Genomic DNA, 14,360 nt, shown 5'->3' on the forward strand with positions numbered 1-14,360 from the left:
CCGGCAGCGGTTTTCGGAGGCGATCTGGAACGCCACCGGGAAACCGTTGAAGCCATCGCCACCGGGTACGGATCCAAACTGCCCGATATGCAGGTGGTTCCCGGCTTCAACGAGTTTGATCACACCACTGTGGTGGCCCGGTACCGCCCGGAGTGGAGTGACCGCGCGGTGATGGCGCGGGACCTCAAGGCGTTTCCCAAACCGGCCAAAGCGTTCCAGGAGGCCTTTGTGCACGCGGTGCATCGCTGGGCCTCGGGCGAGTTTGACCACGAGTACGAGGAAAGCTGGCCGGACTTCAAGGCCCGCGTTATGGCGGCCTTCGAGGAAATGATTGACTACGCCGATGGCGGCGATGTGCTGGTGGCGACCTCCGGCGGGCCGATTTCCGTGATCGCCCAGCACCTGCTCGGTCTTGATGACGCCCGGGCACTCGGTCTGAACGAGGTGATCGCCAACACCAGTGTGTCGCGGGTCCTTTATTCAGGCCCCCGGCGCAGCCTGGCCGTTTTTAATAACTACAGCCACCTGGAAGCGGATGATCCCGCCCTGGTGACATTCCGATAGCGAATTGAGGTGAACGAATGAGCAGCAAGAATCTGTTTGATCTGACTGGCAAGGTTGCCCTGATTACCGGTGCCAGCCGCGGCATTGGCGAGAGTATTGCTCGGACTCTGGCCGAGTATGGCGCCCACGTGATCGTAAGCAGCCGCAAGATTGACGGTTGCGAGGCCGTTGCCAGCAGTATCCGGGATGCCGGTGGTAGCGCCGAAGCCTACGCCTGCCATATTGGTGATATGGACCAGATTGAAAGTATCTGGGGGCACATTGAGCAAACCCACGGCAAGTTGGACATTCTGGTGAACAACGCTGCCGCCAACCCTTACTTCGGGCCGGTAGAGGACACCGACCTGGGAGCGTTCAACAAGACCGTGGATGTGAATATCCGGGGCTATTTCTTCATGTGCGCCCGTGGCGCCCAGATGATGAAGAAAGCCGGTGGCGGCTCGATTGTGAACGTGGCGTCCGTGAACGGTGTAAATCCGGGCCACTACCAGGGCATCTACTCGGTCACCAAGGCCGCCGTGATTTCCATGACCAAGTCCTTTGCCATGGAGCTGGGTCAGCAGAAAATCCGCGTGAATGCGCTGCTGCCAGGGCTGACCGATACCAAGTTTGCCAGCGCCCTGACTACGAACGAAGCCATCAAGAAGCAGGCGATGGCTCACATACCCATGAAGCGGGTGGCGGATCCAAGTGAAATGGCGGGTACTGTGTTGTACCTGGTTTCCAATGCTTCCAGCTATACCACAGGCGCTTGCATCAACGCCGATGGTGGTTACCTGACGATCTAAGTGTAGTCTCAGGGCAGGCAGGGGCCAGATGAAAGTCTTCATCCGGCCCCTGGTTCAATTCGTCCGGGATATCAGGCCGGTGAGCAGGTCAATGCTTCAAAGTCGTTGTTGAGCTCTACTGCCCGATTCTGCAGATGGGCCAGTGTTGTGTTGTCACCCGCCAGGATCAGATCATGCATCAGGGACGCCATGGCTACGCGACTCTCCGCCATCATGGCTTTGTAGGCCTCTCCCCGCACTTCCTCGGAATTGAGAATCAGATATTCCAGTTCCGCCTCGAACGTGGGCTCGTCTCTTCCTTCCAGTATTTCCAGTAGTGCCACTTGCCAGTTCCTGCGGCCCTGCAGCCAGATTTCAGTCTGGGCGCCTCGATTGGCTGACCATTGCCGCACGATGTTTCGTTGCTCGCTGTTCAGCTCCCCCAGCCAACGTTCGACCCGCTCTGCGGTTCTGTCGGCCCGGGCCTCGGCTGTCGCCTCCGGGGAATCGGCCAGGAATTCTTCTTCCATTTCCCGCTGGCTTTGCGCCATGTTGTCCGCCAACTCCTGTACCTGTTCATCGCTCAGGCTGGAGAGAAGGTTTGTTGCGACCGGGGTTGCCCGTTCCAGAAGACTCGGGAAGAAACTGAAAAGCTGCTGCTGATGGTATTCGACAGTGGCCTGATCGGGCGGGTTGTTAGATACGTCAGACTCGAGTTCATCCAGCCAGGCCTGATAACGGGGCAGCTCGGCACTGCAATGCCACTGTCGTAGTTGTGCAATATCGTTGTTGAGTTGCTGCTTCTGGTCGGCGGTAAGCGAAACATAATCCTCAACCCACCATACGATTCCCCAGTCCGCATATCGATAAGCTACCTTGGTCGAACTGCAGCCAACCAGACCAAACGCCAGCACTAGAATGAGAACAAAGGATTTGGCAAAACTGTTTGCGCTCTCGTGACCGGTATCCATGGCTCACCTGTCCTGGTAAAAAGGCGTATCGAAAAAGGGTTGCAAGCTCACTATCATTCGGCGCTTATTGGTTAACAGTGTACGACATATCACGCCTTTCAGATGCTGCTCCGAGGAACGCTGAAGCACTGTTCAGGAGAAGTCATGAGCAAAATGAGACTTTCACGTCTACACCAGCTGATCTTCGGCTTTTACATGTCCGGAATCATGTCCCTGCTGATGTCCGGAGTGATCACTTTCATCAATACGGGCATCGACAGTGAGTTCCACTACAGATAGGAGCCGGCTTTCCTGGTCGCCTGGGCCGTTGCTTTCCCTCTGGTAACCTTCATCGCTCCGCTTGCCGGGAAGATGACCGAGTTCACCATTCGCAGACTTCACTGACTGCGTACAGATGTAAGCTTAAATGTTAAAAGATGCAAATCCGTTCTTTCTGACTCCCCGTACATGCATTGACGCATGATTCAAGGACTGAATTTGTGCAGGTTCGAACCACTCAAATCCTGGTAAACAACCTCTACAAGTGGGGAGTTGAAACAATGAATACAAAATACGCTTTACCGATGGTTTTGGCGGGCAGTGTTATGCTGTCCGGGTGTTGGCTTGATGACGATGATAACGACTCAGCAGATGCTGCAACGCAAACTATTCTGGAAATCGCCGTTGAAAATGAAAACACGACGATCCTTGAAGAGGCCGTTCTTGCAGCAGACCCGACTATCGCTGAACTACTTGGTGGAGATGACGAGTTAACCGTGTTCGCGCCGACAGACGCTGCCTTTCAAGCTCTGTTAGATGACTTGGGTATCACGGCTGAAGAGTTGTTGGCCAACACAGCGTTATTAAACGCGGTTCTGCCTTACCACGTGCTCGCAACGTCAGTAGGTGAAGTGAAGGCAGACTCTGCTATTAGCGTCGCTCAAAACGCTCCTGCAGAAAGTCTCGTTCCAACAGTGAACGGTAAAGACGTCGCGCTTTCAATTTCTGAGGAAAGTGGTGAAAACGTATTATACGTAAACACCTCTCGAGTAACGGTAACTGATGTCGATGCGACTAATGGTGTTATTCACCTAATCGACAAAGTACTTCTTCCCCCACCGAGCGATCTCAGTGATACAGATTCAACGATTGCGGAGATCGTAACGGCGCTCGCAAACGCTGAACAAGATGCTGAGTTCACAATTCTGCTAGATGCACTCCTAGAAGCAAGCGGAAGAATGGGCGCTACCGATCTGGTCGCTGCAGCCTCGGACCCGGATGCGGCCTTGACTGTGTTCGCGCCAACAGATGCCGCCTTTGCAACGTTGTTAGCTGATCAGGGTCTTACGGCAGAGCAATTGCTTGCCAGCCCAGATCTGCCAGGCATTCTCGAGCAACATATTCTCGGAACAACGATAGACTCTCTCACGGCATACGCTTCGAATGGCGGTACGGTAGCGAACCTGGCTGGCACCACTTTGAACGTTGATATACAAAACAACGCTCTGGTTATCGAGGGCAGCAACGTCACCGAAGCCCAAGTTGAGGCGTCCAACGGCGTGATTCATGTGATCGACAAAGTGATTTTTGCAGTCGACTAGTAGTCGAAGCATTGTTTCGTTGCTCAAAGCATGACTGCTGGGCCGGCTGTTTCAGCCGGCTTTTTTATTGAATACTGGTATCAGAAGTGCCGGAAGATGCATGTGAAATCGCAGTCCCGGTCGGCGGCCGGAAATGCAGCGAATACAGAATCCGGTCCAGCACGGCCTGGCCATTCCAGGCCGGATCATTATTGACCATGCCTACGACGGCCCAGGTGGTGTTATTTGAGTCGCGGGTGAATCCGGCGATCGACCTTACGTTTTCCAGATAACCCGTCTTTATGCGCCCTTCGCCGTCCATGCCGGTATTGCGCAGGCGGCGTGCCATGGTTCCATCCATCGCGATGATAGGCATTGAGGCCATGAGGTCTGCCGAGTAGGCGCTGTTCCAGGCGTGTTCCAATATTTGAGCGCCCTGGCGCGCGGTGATCCGCCCGTGTCGGGTGAGGCCAGCGCCGTTGTCGATCACCATGCCGGCGGTATTGATGCCCTTGTTTTCAAGCCAGTCGTAGATCACCCGTATACCGGCAACCCGGTCATCGCTTTCATCTTCCTGGCGGTTTTCCGCACCAATGGTGAGGAGCAGTTGGCGCGCCATCACGTTGCTGCTCCACTTGTTGATGTCCCTCACCATGGTAACCAGGTCCGGCGAGGTGGTTTTCATTACCAGTCGGGCATCCTCAGGCGTTACGCCATTCAGGTCTCCACCAGACACCACGACGCCAAGGTCTGCCAGCAAGGAGCGAATCAACGAGGCGCTGTACTGCTCATGGGACAGCAATGAAAGATAGGTGGTGGTTCGGCAGCCCTGGGGAAGTTCACCGGTTACCCGAACGGTCACCCGGTGGTCTTCATGAATGATGGGCTCCCATTCAAAGTTTCTTCGTGATGGGCACGGGCCTTCTGCAGTGGCAACCACACGGTTGTCGATGACAACTTCGCCCAGGGAGGGCGTGCTCCAGGCCTGGGTGCCACGCTCATCGGCACGAACCTGGAAATGCATCAGGTTCAGGTTGGTCAGATAGGCGGACGGTTCCACCAGAAACGGCGCGTGGGGGTTGTCGCCGTTGTCTTCAAACGCAGGAAAACCACCGTCTACCTGAAAGTAGGAACCATCAAGGATCAGGTCTCCCTCGATTCTGGTAATTCCCATGCTGCGAAGCTCACCCAGTGTGGTCCAGAGGCGTTCAATAGTGAGCTTGGGATCGCCTCCGAAGCGGACGTAGAGATTACCCTTGAGAGTGTCGCCGACCATGACACCGTCGGTCAGGAAATCGGTATCCCAATGGTGGTTGGGCCCGAGAACCTCCAGCGCCGCAAAGGTTGTCACCAGCTTCATGATGGAACCGGGGCTCATCAGCGCATCGGCATTGATGTACTGATTGATGCCGGGCCCATTCAGCGGAATGGCGGCCATGCTCATGGCGTCTTCATTTTGGAGGGACTTGAGCGCGTAATCCTGAAGCTGGTTCGTCCAGAGGCGATTTCCCGAGAAACCGGAATTATCGTCTTCGGCGACCACAACGGACGGGGTGGTAATCACGGCAAGGGCCGTGAGGGATGCCAAAAGAGACCGTCTGAATCCAGAACCTGTTTTTTCTCTACTTTCAGAACGCCGCATACCCGGGGCTACCATGATCGCTATCCAGTGAGTTCCTATAGTCCAACAATAGCCCATCCTGCCGGTTTGTACTATGCAGAAAAGCTCTACATGACGTTAAAAAATGGCAGTAGTGTCGTTGTTTGTATTGAACTTTTGTGACGCGATGTAAGTGCCCTTGCGAATCATGGAGTTAGGTGGATAAAAATTAACCTTCGGGTTGTCAATGACTTTTCTATCGGATTTATGGGTGCTTTTTCCGGCGTTTGAGTCATGGAATTCGCGGCCAAAAAGGCGTTTCCTGATGAATGTGTAACCAAGTGTTCCGAAAACAATAAAAGGAGGACACCATGATTGGTATTCCACTGGGTCTTTTGACCGCCAATGGCGTGGAATGGGTATTCCATAAACACGTTCTTCATGAGCTGGGCCGGAACCGGGCAAGTTTCTGGTCGTTTCACTGGCACGATCATCACCGAAATGTCCGGCGAAATGGCTTCCTGGATGACGACTATCGCAGACCGCCCCTGACCTGGAATGCCCAAACCAAGGAGGTGGCTGCCCTCGTTGCGGGGGCTGCAGCAGTCACCCCGCTGCTGCCATTCGCACCCTTTTTTGTGGGTACTCTCTACTACAGCGCCTGGAATTACTACCGGGTACATAAGCGCTCACATCTGGACCCGGAATGGGCGAGAAAGAACCTGCCCTGGCACTATGATCATCATATGGGACCCAACCCCAATGCCAACTGGTGCGTGACCAAACCCTGGTTTGATCACATCATGGGTACCCGGGAGCCAATGGAAAATCGTCAGATTGCGTGATAATGGCGTGGTCTCCAAAAAAAGGTTTGTTTATGTCGAATATGCTTTCTCATAACGTCCACGTGCTGGGCTCGGTCGCCACATCGTCGCTCACTGCCTGGCGTGGTTGCCTGGTGGTAAAAAATGTTCCCCAGCCGGAAAAGCCGATCGTGCTCTATGACATGGAAGGCTGTCCGTACTGCCGTCGCGTTCGTGAAGCCCTGACTGCCCTTAATCTGGATGTGGAAATCCGGCCCTGCCCGAAGGGCGGGTCGGTTTTCCGGGCCCAGGCGGAAGCGCTGGGAGGCCGCCAACAGTTCCCTTTGCTGGCGGACCAGAACACGGGCACGGTCATGTACGAATCCGAGGAGATCATCGAGTATCTGTTCCGGCAATATGCCGGCCGGTCGGTACCGTCCTACTATCGTGGTCGGGTCTGGCAGCCGGTCCTGGGCTCTGTAGCCTCGGTAACCAGCGCCATGCGGGGGCTGAGGGTCAGCCAGGGCAAGCGGCCGGAGCAGCCGTTGCACCTCTGGAGTTTCGAGGGGAGCCCGTTTTCACGTTTGGTGCGTGAGCGGCTGTGCGAGCTGGAAATTCCGTATACCTTGCACAACCTCGGGAAGGAGCACTGGACAGAGATCGGGCCAGCGAAGCAGCGCATCAAGCCGGGGCCTTATACGCCGATTCCCGGTGGCAAGCGGGATGCGTTTTTCCAGGTGCACAAGCGGGTTCAGGTGCCCTATCTTGAAGACCCCAATACCGGGGAAGGCCTGTTCGAGTCTGCCCGTATTCTGAAATATCTTGATGCCCACTACGGGAACTGAGTTGTTGGTAAGACTGTCAGCCATGTAGCTGCCGCCCGGGTGGGTCATCCCTTCTCCAGACACGCCGTAAATACTTCCATGTAGGCTCGGTCGGGCCATCCGTGGCCCTCCACGGTCTGGAGAAGGGATGACCCACCCGCGCTGTTTGAGCATCATGCTATTCGCACTGAAATTTCTGTCAGTGGGGGCGCTATGGCGAATCAGATTACTCGAAGGAAGTTCCTGATCAGTTCCGGCCTCGCCGGAATTGCTCTCAAAGCCCCGATGCTGTTCGCAAACACATCGGGAAGCACTGCATTATCTCCCACCATGCGCCGGATTCCCGGCACAGACGAATCCATCCCTGCAATCGGTATGGGCACCTGGATCACCTTCAACGTTGGTGGTGACGAACAATTAATCACCCAGCGCACTGAGGTTTTGAAAACCTTTTTCGAGCGCGGCGGCACGGTGGTCGATGGCTCGCCGATGTATGGCAGCGCTGCAGATGTAATGGGCGAGGCGCTGAACGCTCTGGACGGCCACGACCGGATTTTTGCAGCTACCAAGATCTGGACCGGCGATGAATCAGCAACCCGGGCGGAGGCGGCGCGTTCGAGCAGGCGTTGGGGCGTTGACCGGTTCGATTTGTTGCAGGTGCACAATCTGTTGGGGTGGCAGGGGCATCTTGAAACGCTCAAGCAGATGAGGGCGAACGGTGAGGTTCGGTATATCGGCATCACCACATCCCATGGTCGCCGGCATCGGGAATTCGCGCAGATTATGGAGCGGGAGCCTCTGGATTTTGTGCAGCTGACCTACAACGTTCTGGACCGGGAGGTTGAGGACCGGCTGCTGCCATTGGCCCAGGAGCGCGGAATCGGGGTGATCGTCAATCGTCCATTCCAGGGCGGTTCGCTGTTTCGGCGATTCCAGTCGGAGCCACTGCCCGATTGGGCCGGGGAGGCCGGTGTTGGCAACTGGGCGGAGTTTTTCCTCAAGTACATTATTTCCCACCCGGCGGTGACCTGTGCCATTCCGGCGACCAGTAAGGTCGAGCACATGAAGGAAAACATGGGGGCGATGTACGGTACATTGCCTGATGCCAGCCAGCGCCAGCGGATGGCGGGTTACGTGAGGTCGCTGTGAGTGGGGCTGATTGGCTGAGCTACTCGCTACAGGATTTTGTGATGTTCGGGCCGCAGGTGTTTCTGCGGCTGTTTGTCCGGATCAACCAGGATCTATGGCCCTGGCAGTTGCTGGCAGTAGTGATCGCTATTTTTATACCGGTGCTGATCTCCAGACAGAACAGGGCGGCACGGCGTTTGGCCGTCGGCCTGATGTCGCTTGCCTGGATAGTCAGCGGTTACGGGTTTCTGGTGGGCTATTTCGGCCCCATTAACTGGCCGGCGGCGTGGTTTGGGTGGGCCTTCGTGGCCCAGGGCGCGTTGCTTGCGGCTGCCGTGTTTTCAGGCGGCGTTCATGACAGCAGGCTAGCGATCGGAAGACTTGCCGTACTCTGGCTGCTTGCTGTCTGTGTCTTGCCCTGGTTGGCAATGGCTGATTCCGGCCAGTGGGAGGCCGTCGGATTGTTTGGCGTAGCACCCGGCACCACCGCAGCTGCCGGCGCGCTCGCTCTGGCACTCGTGACCAGGACCTGGCGCTGGGTCTACCTGCCGCTGCTGGTGTTGTGGAGTCTGTTCAGTGCCGCCCTCTTATGGGTGCTTCAGACCTGGTGGTTGCTTGTCACCCCGGTGGCTACGCTCTTGCTGGTTGGAGCCGGGTTCTGGCTCAGTCCCAGGACGGCGCAAAGTCCGGATTAGCGATGCGTTCGTTACGGTCCAGTTCGTCAATCGCGCGGATTTCTTCCTCGCTCAACTCAACCTCCAGCGCCTCCAGGTTAGCCTTCTGGTGGCCGGGCCGTGTTGAGGAAGGGATCGGCACAACGCCTCTCGATGCCACCCAGGCAATGGCCACCTGGGCCGGCGTCAGGTTTCGCTCAGCGGCAATGCGCTGCAGTGTTTCGTCCTCCATCACCTTACCGACTGCCAGCGGCATATAGCCGGTCACGGTAATGCCGAGCTTCTGGGCATGTGCCACCACCTTGCGGTTGGCCAGGAACGGATGCACTTCTACCTGATTGGTGAAGATGGGCGTGTCGCCCAGTATGGCTTTCGCCTCATCCATCTGGGCACAGGTAAAGTTCGAAATGCCGATGTGCTCTGCCAGACCCTCGCGCTGGGCATCCCTCAAGGCACCCAGATACTCCTTCATGGGCACTTCGTCACCGGGCGATGGCCAGTGGATCAGCGCCAGATCCACATGGTCGGTTTTGAGCCGTGCGAGGCTGTCATGGAGGCTGTTGATCAGGTCACTGGCGTGCAGCTGGTCGTGCCAGATTTTGGTGGTCAGGAAAATCTCCCGGCGCGGAATGCCGCTGGAGGTAATGCCATCGCCAACTTCCGCTTCATTCTCGTACATCTGGGCGGTATCAATGTGGCGGTAGCCCAGGGACAGGGCGCTCTTGACGGCGTCACGGGCGTCATTGCCCTTGAGCCGGAAGGTTCCCATACCGATTTTCGGAAGTGCGCTGAATGACATGATGTCCTCCTTAGCGAATCAAGTGTTTCTAAAGTGGTGCCGGCAGACTGGTTCTTCAAGTGGCCCGCGGGTATCATCGCGCGTGACTTAACCAGTGACCAGAAGCAGTGAGGCCCGGACCATGTACACCGGTCGTTGCCTGTGTGGCGATATCAGTTTCGAATACGATGGCCCGCTCGGCCCGGTGGCCCTGTGCCATTGCAGCCAGTGCCGGCGTGCCCACGGCAGCGCTTTCTCGGCCAGCGCGCCGGTGCAGAAGGTGCGGTTCCGGTTCGTATCCGGCGAAGACAGGATTACCGAGTTCGAATCACGCCCCGGCAAGTACCGGGGTTTCTGCAGCCGTTGCGGCAGCCAGCTCTACAGCCGTGTTGATGCCATTCCCGGGATTCTCCGCCTGAGAGTCGGTTGCATCAACGAACCCCTGGGCAAGGGGCCGGCCCAACACGTCTTCGTTGGTTCAAAGTCCGACTGGTTCGAGATTACCGACGAACTGCCACAGTTCGAAAAGACTGAAAGAACCAACGATCCTCACTGAGCCGGCACCATCCGGTAAACCTTGCCCCGGGGTGAATCCGTTAGCAGCCAGAGTGCCCCATCGGGGCCCATGCGCACATCGCGGATCCGTTCGTCGAGATCGGTCAGCAGATCTTCCTCTTCCGTCACTTCACCGTCCTGGATGCGCAGACGAACCAGTTTGCGCATCTTGAGTGCGCCCACGAACAGGTCCCCCTGCCATTCCGGAAACAGATCTCCGGTATAGAACGCCATGCCCGAGGGCGCAATGGACGGGTCCCAGTAATGCAGTGGCTGGGCCATGCCTTCCTTCTTGGTTTTGTCAGTAATGGGCAGGCCCGAATAGTCTATGCCGTAAGTGATTGTCGGCCATCCGTAATCGGTGCCTGCCCGGATGATGTTGATTTCGTCGCCACCCCGGGGACCGTGTTCGTGGCTCCAGATCTCGCCGGTTTCCGGGTGGATGGTCATGCCCTGGATATTGCGGTTGCCGGTTGTATAAAACGTATCGTTGACGCCGCTGGTGTCCAGGAACGGGTTGCCTGGTGCGGGGCCACCGTCGGGCGTAATCCGGTGTACGCCTCCGGCATCGTCAGAATTGTCCTGGGCCCGGTCCATCTCTCCCCGGTCGCCCACCGCCACGTACAGGTTGCCATCCCGGTCAAATTCCATGCGGCCCGCGAAGTGTCGGCCGCCGCCGGAGCGGGGCAGGGCCTCAAAAATGACTTCAACGTCGGTGAGGCGATCACCACTCAACCGGGCGCGAGCTACCCGGGTAGTCATGCCGTCCCGGTTTCGGTGGGCGTAGCTCAGGAAAAGCACCTGATTCTGCTCAAAGTCCGGATGGAGAATAACGTCCAGCAATCCGCCTTGGCCGGATACCACGAGCTCGGGTACTCCGCTGATGGGGTCATTCACCAGCGAACCGTTCCGAATCATTCGCAGCTCTCCTTCCCGCTCTGTCACCAGCATGGAGCCGTCCGGCATAAATGCGAGGCTCCAGGGGTGTTCGAGATTCTGTGCCACGGTTTCCAGGCGGAAATCTGCTTTATCGGAGGAAAAGGTCTGGTTGGCCATGCCGGGAACGGCAACCAGCAATAAGCTGCCTGTCAGGACAAGGTGTTTGAATATACCCATTGAAGCCTCCGTTCCTACCGGTGCCATTAGAACATTCAGAGTAGCAGTTGAAGCGGGCTTCGCCGAGCAGCGCTCCCGTTACCAGGAGTATAGGGCACCGGGTCAATTACGGATCAGTGATCGACTATTGCAAATAATAATGATTCGCAATAAAGTGGAGTCCAGTGGGTTTACCTTAAACGGGAGGAAAGGGAATGGCACCCGAACAGGAAATGATCGAAGGTTTGAAGCTTGCGGCAGGGGCGGGTGTGCTTATCGGCCTGGTTGCCATTGGCTTGGCGCTGTCGTCCGCTGTTGGGGCGTAAGTGCGGCGAGTCGTTCCTTGCGATGCACACCACAGGTGCCGCAGTAACCGCCTTCCGGGAGCAGGTATTTCAGGCAACACCCCTTTCGTTGGGGGATTGCCGTGGTCTGCTCACCGAACACCGCTGGAATCCAGTCGATGAACTGGTTTGCATCGTTCTGGAACTGCTCCAGCCATCCTTGCGCCAACTGGCAAAGCGCTTGCGGTTCGGCCCGGTTCCACACGGCTGAGAACGGTGCCCCCAATCCAAGCCCTATACTGCTCCAGTAGGCACCAGGGCTGACTCCCAGCTGTTGCCGGAAGGCCGGGTACCACCCGGCTGTCAGAGCGCCTGCGGACCGGACAAACGTTTCTTCATCAACCCGCTCCCCGCCCGGCACCTGAAACCATCGGGATACCGTTTGTGTCTGGTCGTGCGCCGGGGCCAGGAATATTCGTTTGGCGTCCGGTAAAGGCGCGTGGCCGTCGCGGAACAGCCTGAGGGTCAGCGGCGCGATCACGTTGAGCGCCAGATCCTGCTGAAGCACAGAAACAAACGCGCGCACGGCCCGGGGCCCGGCGATTGGGTAGTCGATGGCAACCTGGCCGAGCAGTAGCGACGGTTGCTCAAGGCACTGGGCCAGAGAAAAGAGGCCGCTACGCGCACCCACAGAGGGTTGCAGCGCCTCGTTTATAACCGATTCCCTGTCCAGCCCTGACTGGCTCAGAAGATGGCTGTATTCCCGGGCCCACTGGCCGAGCCCGGGCTTACGGTCAGGCTCTGCCATGGCGACTCAGCCCCCAGAGGAAATACAGGCCACCGACCAGAGCGGCCAGAAGCCCCGCCGGAAGCTGGTTGGGGTAAACAACAATTCTGGACAGGTAGTCGGCAACGCCCAGCAACAAGCCTCCGGCAAGGGCAGCAACGATCAGCTGTCGCCCTACGGTCTGCTGGCCCAGAACACGGGCCAGGTGGGGTGCGATAAGGCCCACAAAACTCAGCGGACCGATCACCACCGTCGCCGCAGCGGTCAGCAGCGCCGCCAACAGAAGCAACAGCAGACGGACTTTCGTTACCGGCAAGCCCAGTGAACTGGCCGATGTTTCACCCAGGGGAAGAATGCTCAGGGGTCGGATAATCGCCAGAAGGCCAGCCGAAATCAGCACGATCAGCGCCAAAAGCCCCAGGGCCTCGGCTTCCGAGACCAGCCAGGTGGAACCGTACATCCAGTTGAGAAGCTGCGAGGCGACCGTGCCACCGGAAGCCATGACCAGGCGAAGGCCTGCGTCCATGAACACGTATAAAGCGAGCCCGCCGAGCAGGAGCTGGTTGCCGGCAAACCGGTGTTTTCGGGCCAGCATGATCAACAAACCGAGGGCAGCTGCGGCGCCCAGGGTGGCCGCTCCAAGCTGTCCTGCCCGGCCAATATCGGCACCGAACAGAACGATCAAAACCATAACCACCGCCGCGCCGCCGCTGATACCGAGCATTTCCGGGCTGGCCATGGGGTTGCCTGTCATTCGCTGGATTAGTGTTCCTGCAAGGCCCAGGGCCACGCCCGCAAGAATGGCTGCCAGTAATCTGGGGCCGCGCCAGACCCACGCCTCGTGCCACTGGGCGATCGGAGTCCAGCTCCACTCGTCCAGCCCCGGGGACCACCCCATGGAGATACCAATGGTGCTCAGAAGGAGGGCGGCTATGGCTCCGCCAATCACAAGGGTGGAACGTCTTTTGGGCAGGAAACCGGCGGGGCTGTCGTCTTGCCCGGGCATATGATGGGTGTTCTTCAAACCCTGCAGGGCCAGCAGAATAATCGGTCCGCCGATCAGGGCGGTGGTTGTGCCGGTGGGAACCAGTGATCCGTCGCCCCAGGTGGATGCCCAGTGGGCGAGGGTATCCGCCAGTAACAGCAGACCCGCGCCCAGGAGACTGCTCCAGATCAGCCGCTCGGACAGGGTACGGGCGCCCAGCAGCCTTGCCAGCACCGGTGCCGCAAGACCGATAAAGGCCACGACACCAACCCGGCTGACCACCGTGGCACTCATCAGAACCACCAGAAACAGCGCCAGCACCCGAATCAGACCGACTTTGGCGCCGAGGGACCGGGCGGAGGTCTGCCCCAGTTGCATGACTTGCAGCGGGCGCATCAACAGGATCATTAACACGCCCAGCACCAGCACCCGGGGCCAGAGTTCCATGAACGGCTGCCAGTTATTCTGGACCAGGGAGCCCGCGCCCCAGATAAACAGGTTCCCCAGCCATTCACCCTTGAGTAACAGGAACGCCATGTTCACGGCGCCCAGGAAAAAGGTGACCACAAGTCCGGCCAGTATCACGGTGACCGGTGAAAAGCCCAGGCGCCAGGTGAGCGCTATAACCAGTCCGATTGCCAGTAGCCCTCCGGAAACCGCCACCAGGTCCGGACTGAAGGCGAGCAACCCGGGAAAGAATATGGTCGCGACTGTTATCCCGAACTGGCCGCCGGCCTCCACGCCCAGGGTTGTGGGTGAGGCAAGGGGGTTGCCAAGGATCTGTTGGGTAACCGCGCCGGCGAGGCCAAGGCCACAGCCAATGAGGACGGCAATGGCGACACGGGGTGCCCAGCTGTAGTGCGCCAGTACCGACGCGTAATTGTTGGCTTCGAACGTCCAGAAGGCGGCGATGAGGGCGCCGACGTCGAGCTGGCCAAACCAGGGCGCCGCGCTCGCGAGAAACGCGCCACACCAGATCAGTGCTG

15 protein-coding genes are annotated in these 14,360 nt (G+C 58.0%); 9 read left to right on the forward strand and 6 right to left on the reverse strand.

Features of this window, described 5'->3' with window-relative positions:
• A partial coding sequence (locus B2W52_RS16530) for a histidine phosphatase family protein (protein ID WP_286803765.1) occupies positions 1–564 on the forward strand: 564 nt, incomplete at its 5' end.
• A 17-nt stretch (positions 565–581) separates the two neighbouring features.
• A complete protein-coding gene (locus B2W52_RS16535; protein ID WP_008176098.1) occupies positions 582–1,352 on the forward strand; it encodes an SDR family oxidoreductase in 771 nt (256 codons plus the stop codon).
• Between the two features lie 71 nt (positions 1,353–1,423).
• Here the strand turns inward: B2W52_RS16535 and B2W52_RS16540 are convergent, their stop codons facing one another.
• Complete coding sequence (locus B2W52_RS16540; RefSeq protein WP_008176096.1) at positions 1,424–2,302, reverse strand: DUF6279 family lipoprotein; 879 nt, start codon at positions 2,300–2,302, stop codon at positions 1,424–1,426.
• A gap of 144 nt (positions 2,303–2,446) precedes the next feature.
• Between B2W52_RS16540 and B2W52_RS22420 the strand changes: the two genes are divergently transcribed.
• A complete protein-coding gene (locus B2W52_RS22420) occupies positions 2,447–2,581 on the forward strand; it encodes a DUF2798 domain-containing protein (RefSeq protein ID WP_008176094.1) in 135 nt (44 codons plus the stop codon).
• A gap of 260 nt (positions 2,582–2,841) precedes the next feature.
• The gene (locus B2W52_RS16550) at positions 2,842–3,882 is read left to right on the forward strand and encodes a fasciclin domain-containing protein (protein ID WP_008176092.1); all 1,041 of its coding nucleotides are present in this window, start codon (positions 2,842–2,844) and stop codon (positions 3,880–3,882) included.
• A 64-nt stretch (positions 3,883–3,946) separates the two neighbouring features.
• Here the strand turns inward: B2W52_RS16550 and dacB are convergent, their stop codons facing one another.
• On the reverse strand, positions 3,947–5,503 hold the full coding sequence (dacB, locus tag B2W52_RS16555; RefSeq protein WP_273071163.1) for a D-alanyl-D-alanine carboxypeptidase/D-alanyl-D-alanine endopeptidase: 1,557 nt from the start codon (positions 5,501–5,503) through the stop codon (positions 3,947–3,949).
• A gap of 329 nt (positions 5,504–5,832) precedes the next feature.
• Here dacB and B2W52_RS16560 point away from each other — a divergent pair, with 329 nt between their 5' ends.
• The 4 genes from B2W52_RS16560 (at position 5,833) to B2W52_RS16575 (ending at position 8,911) form a co-directional block, all read left to right on the forward strand.
• Entirely contained in the window at positions 5,833–6,306 is a 474-nt protein-coding gene (locus B2W52_RS16560) for a sterol desaturase family protein (protein ID WP_041645015.1), read from the forward strand.
• Positions 6,307–6,338: 32 nt separating this feature from the next.
• A complete protein-coding gene (locus B2W52_RS16565) occupies positions 6,339–7,109 on the forward strand; it encodes a glutathione S-transferase N-terminal domain-containing protein (RefSeq protein WP_053115543.1) in 771 nt (256 codons plus the stop codon).
• Between the two features lie 192 nt (positions 7,110–7,301).
• Positions 7,302–8,237, forward strand: coding sequence for an aldo/keto reductase (locus B2W52_RS16570; RefSeq protein ID WP_092030245.1), 936 nt, complete (start codon positions 7,302–7,304; stop codon positions 8,235–8,237).
• Complete coding sequence (locus B2W52_RS16575) at positions 8,234–8,911, forward strand: hypothetical protein (protein WP_139216016.1); 678 nt, start codon at positions 8,234–8,236, stop codon at positions 8,909–8,911. The genes B2W52_RS16570 and B2W52_RS16575 overlap by 4 nt, the downstream gene beginning before the upstream one ends.
• Here the strand turns inward: B2W52_RS16575 and dkgB are convergent.
• Positions 8,880–9,689 (reverse strand): 2,5-didehydrogluconate reductase DkgB, encoded by an 810-nt coding sequence (gene dkgB / locus B2W52_RS16580; protein WP_092030242.1) that lies wholly within the window; start codon positions 9,687–9,689, stop codon positions 8,880–8,882. The genes B2W52_RS16575 and dkgB overlap by 32 nt on opposite strands.
• Before the next feature lie 121 nt (positions 9,690–9,810).
• On the opposite strand from dkgB, the gene B2W52_RS16585 reads away from it, so the two are divergent.
• The gene (locus B2W52_RS16585) at positions 9,811–10,224 is read left to right on the forward strand and encodes a GFA family protein (RefSeq protein ID WP_008176076.1); all 414 of its coding nucleotides are present in this window, start codon (positions 9,811–9,813) and stop codon (positions 10,222–10,224) included.
• On the opposite strand, the gene B2W52_RS16590 is transcribed toward B2W52_RS16585, so the two are convergent.
• The 3 genes from B2W52_RS16590 to fhuB all read right to left on the reverse strand — a co-directional run.
• Positions 10,218–11,339: a PQQ-dependent sugar dehydrogenase gene (locus B2W52_RS16590; RefSeq protein ID WP_008176074.1), complete on the reverse strand. Its 1,122-nt coding sequence runs from the start codon at positions 11,337–11,339 to the stop codon at positions 10,218–10,220. The two genes, B2W52_RS16585 and B2W52_RS16590, sit on opposite strands and share 7 nt — an antisense overlap.
• Positions 11,340–11,591: 252 nt before the next feature.
• The gene (locus B2W52_RS16595) at positions 11,592–12,410 is read right to left on the reverse strand and encodes a (2Fe-2S)-binding protein (RefSeq protein ID WP_092030240.1); all 819 of its coding nucleotides are present in this window, start codon (positions 12,408–12,410) and stop codon (positions 11,592–11,594) included.
• The coding region (fhuB, locus tag B2W52_RS16600) for a Fe(3+)-hydroxamate ABC transporter permease FhuB (protein WP_286803766.1) at positions 12,397–14,360 on the reverse strand (1,964 nt) is incomplete at its 5' end. The genes fhuB and B2W52_RS16595, both read right to left, overlap by 14 nt.

The sequence above is a fragment of the Marinobacter sp. UBA2498 genome (genome assembly GCF_002341575.1).
GTDB classification, from domain to species: Bacteria; Pseudomonadota; Gammaproteobacteria; order Pseudomonadales; family Oleiphilaceae; genus Marinobacter; species Marinobacter manganoxydans.

Bases quoted from the DNA above. Each gene is read 5' to 3' on its own strand.
- B2W52_RS16595 (WP_092030240.1), bottom strand. From the start codon at position 12,410: ATGGCAGAGCCTGACCGTAAGCCCGGGCTCGGCCAGTGGGCCCGGGAA.
- B2W52_RS16585 (WP_008176076.1), top strand. From the start codon at position 9,811: ATGTACACCGGTCGTTGCCTGTGTGGCGATATCAGTTTCGAATACGAT.
- B2W52_RS22420 (WP_008176094.1), top strand. From the start codon at position 2,447: ATGAGCAAAATGAGACTTTCACGTCTACACCAGCTGATCTTCGGCTTT.
- dkgB (WP_092030242.1), bottom strand. From the start codon at position 9,689: ATGTCATTCAGCGCACTTCCGAAAATCGGTATGGGAACCTTCCGGCTC.
- B2W52_RS16570 (WP_092030245.1), top strand. From the start codon at position 7,302: ATGGCGAATCAGATTACTCGAAGGAAGTTCCTGATCAGTTCCGGCCTC.
- B2W52_RS16560 (WP_041645015.1), top strand. From the start codon at position 5,833: ATGATTGGTATTCCACTGGGTCTTTTGACCGCCAATGGCGTGGAATGG.
- B2W52_RS16540 (WP_008176096.1), bottom strand. From the start codon at position 2,302: ATGGATACCGGTCACGAGAGCGCAAACAGTTTTGCCAAATCCTTTGTT.
- B2W52_RS16550 (WP_008176092.1), top strand. From the start codon at position 2,842: ATGAATACAAAATACGCTTTACCGATGGTTTTGGCGGGCAGTGTTATG.
- B2W52_RS16565 (WP_053115543.1), top strand. From the start codon at position 6,339: ATGTCGAATATGCTTTCTCATAACGTCCACGTGCTGGGCTCGGTCGCC.
- B2W52_RS16535 (WP_008176098.1), top strand. From the start codon at position 582: ATGAGCAGCAAGAATCTGTTTGATCTGACTGGCAAGGTTGCCCTGATT.
- B2W52_RS16590 (WP_008176074.1), bottom strand. From the start codon at position 11,339: ATGGGTATATTCAAACACCTTGTCCTGACAGGCAGCTTATTGCTGGTT.
- dacB (WP_273071163.1), bottom strand. From the start codon at position 5,503: ATGCGGCGTTCTGAAAGTAGAGAAAAAACAGGTTCTGGATTCAGACGG.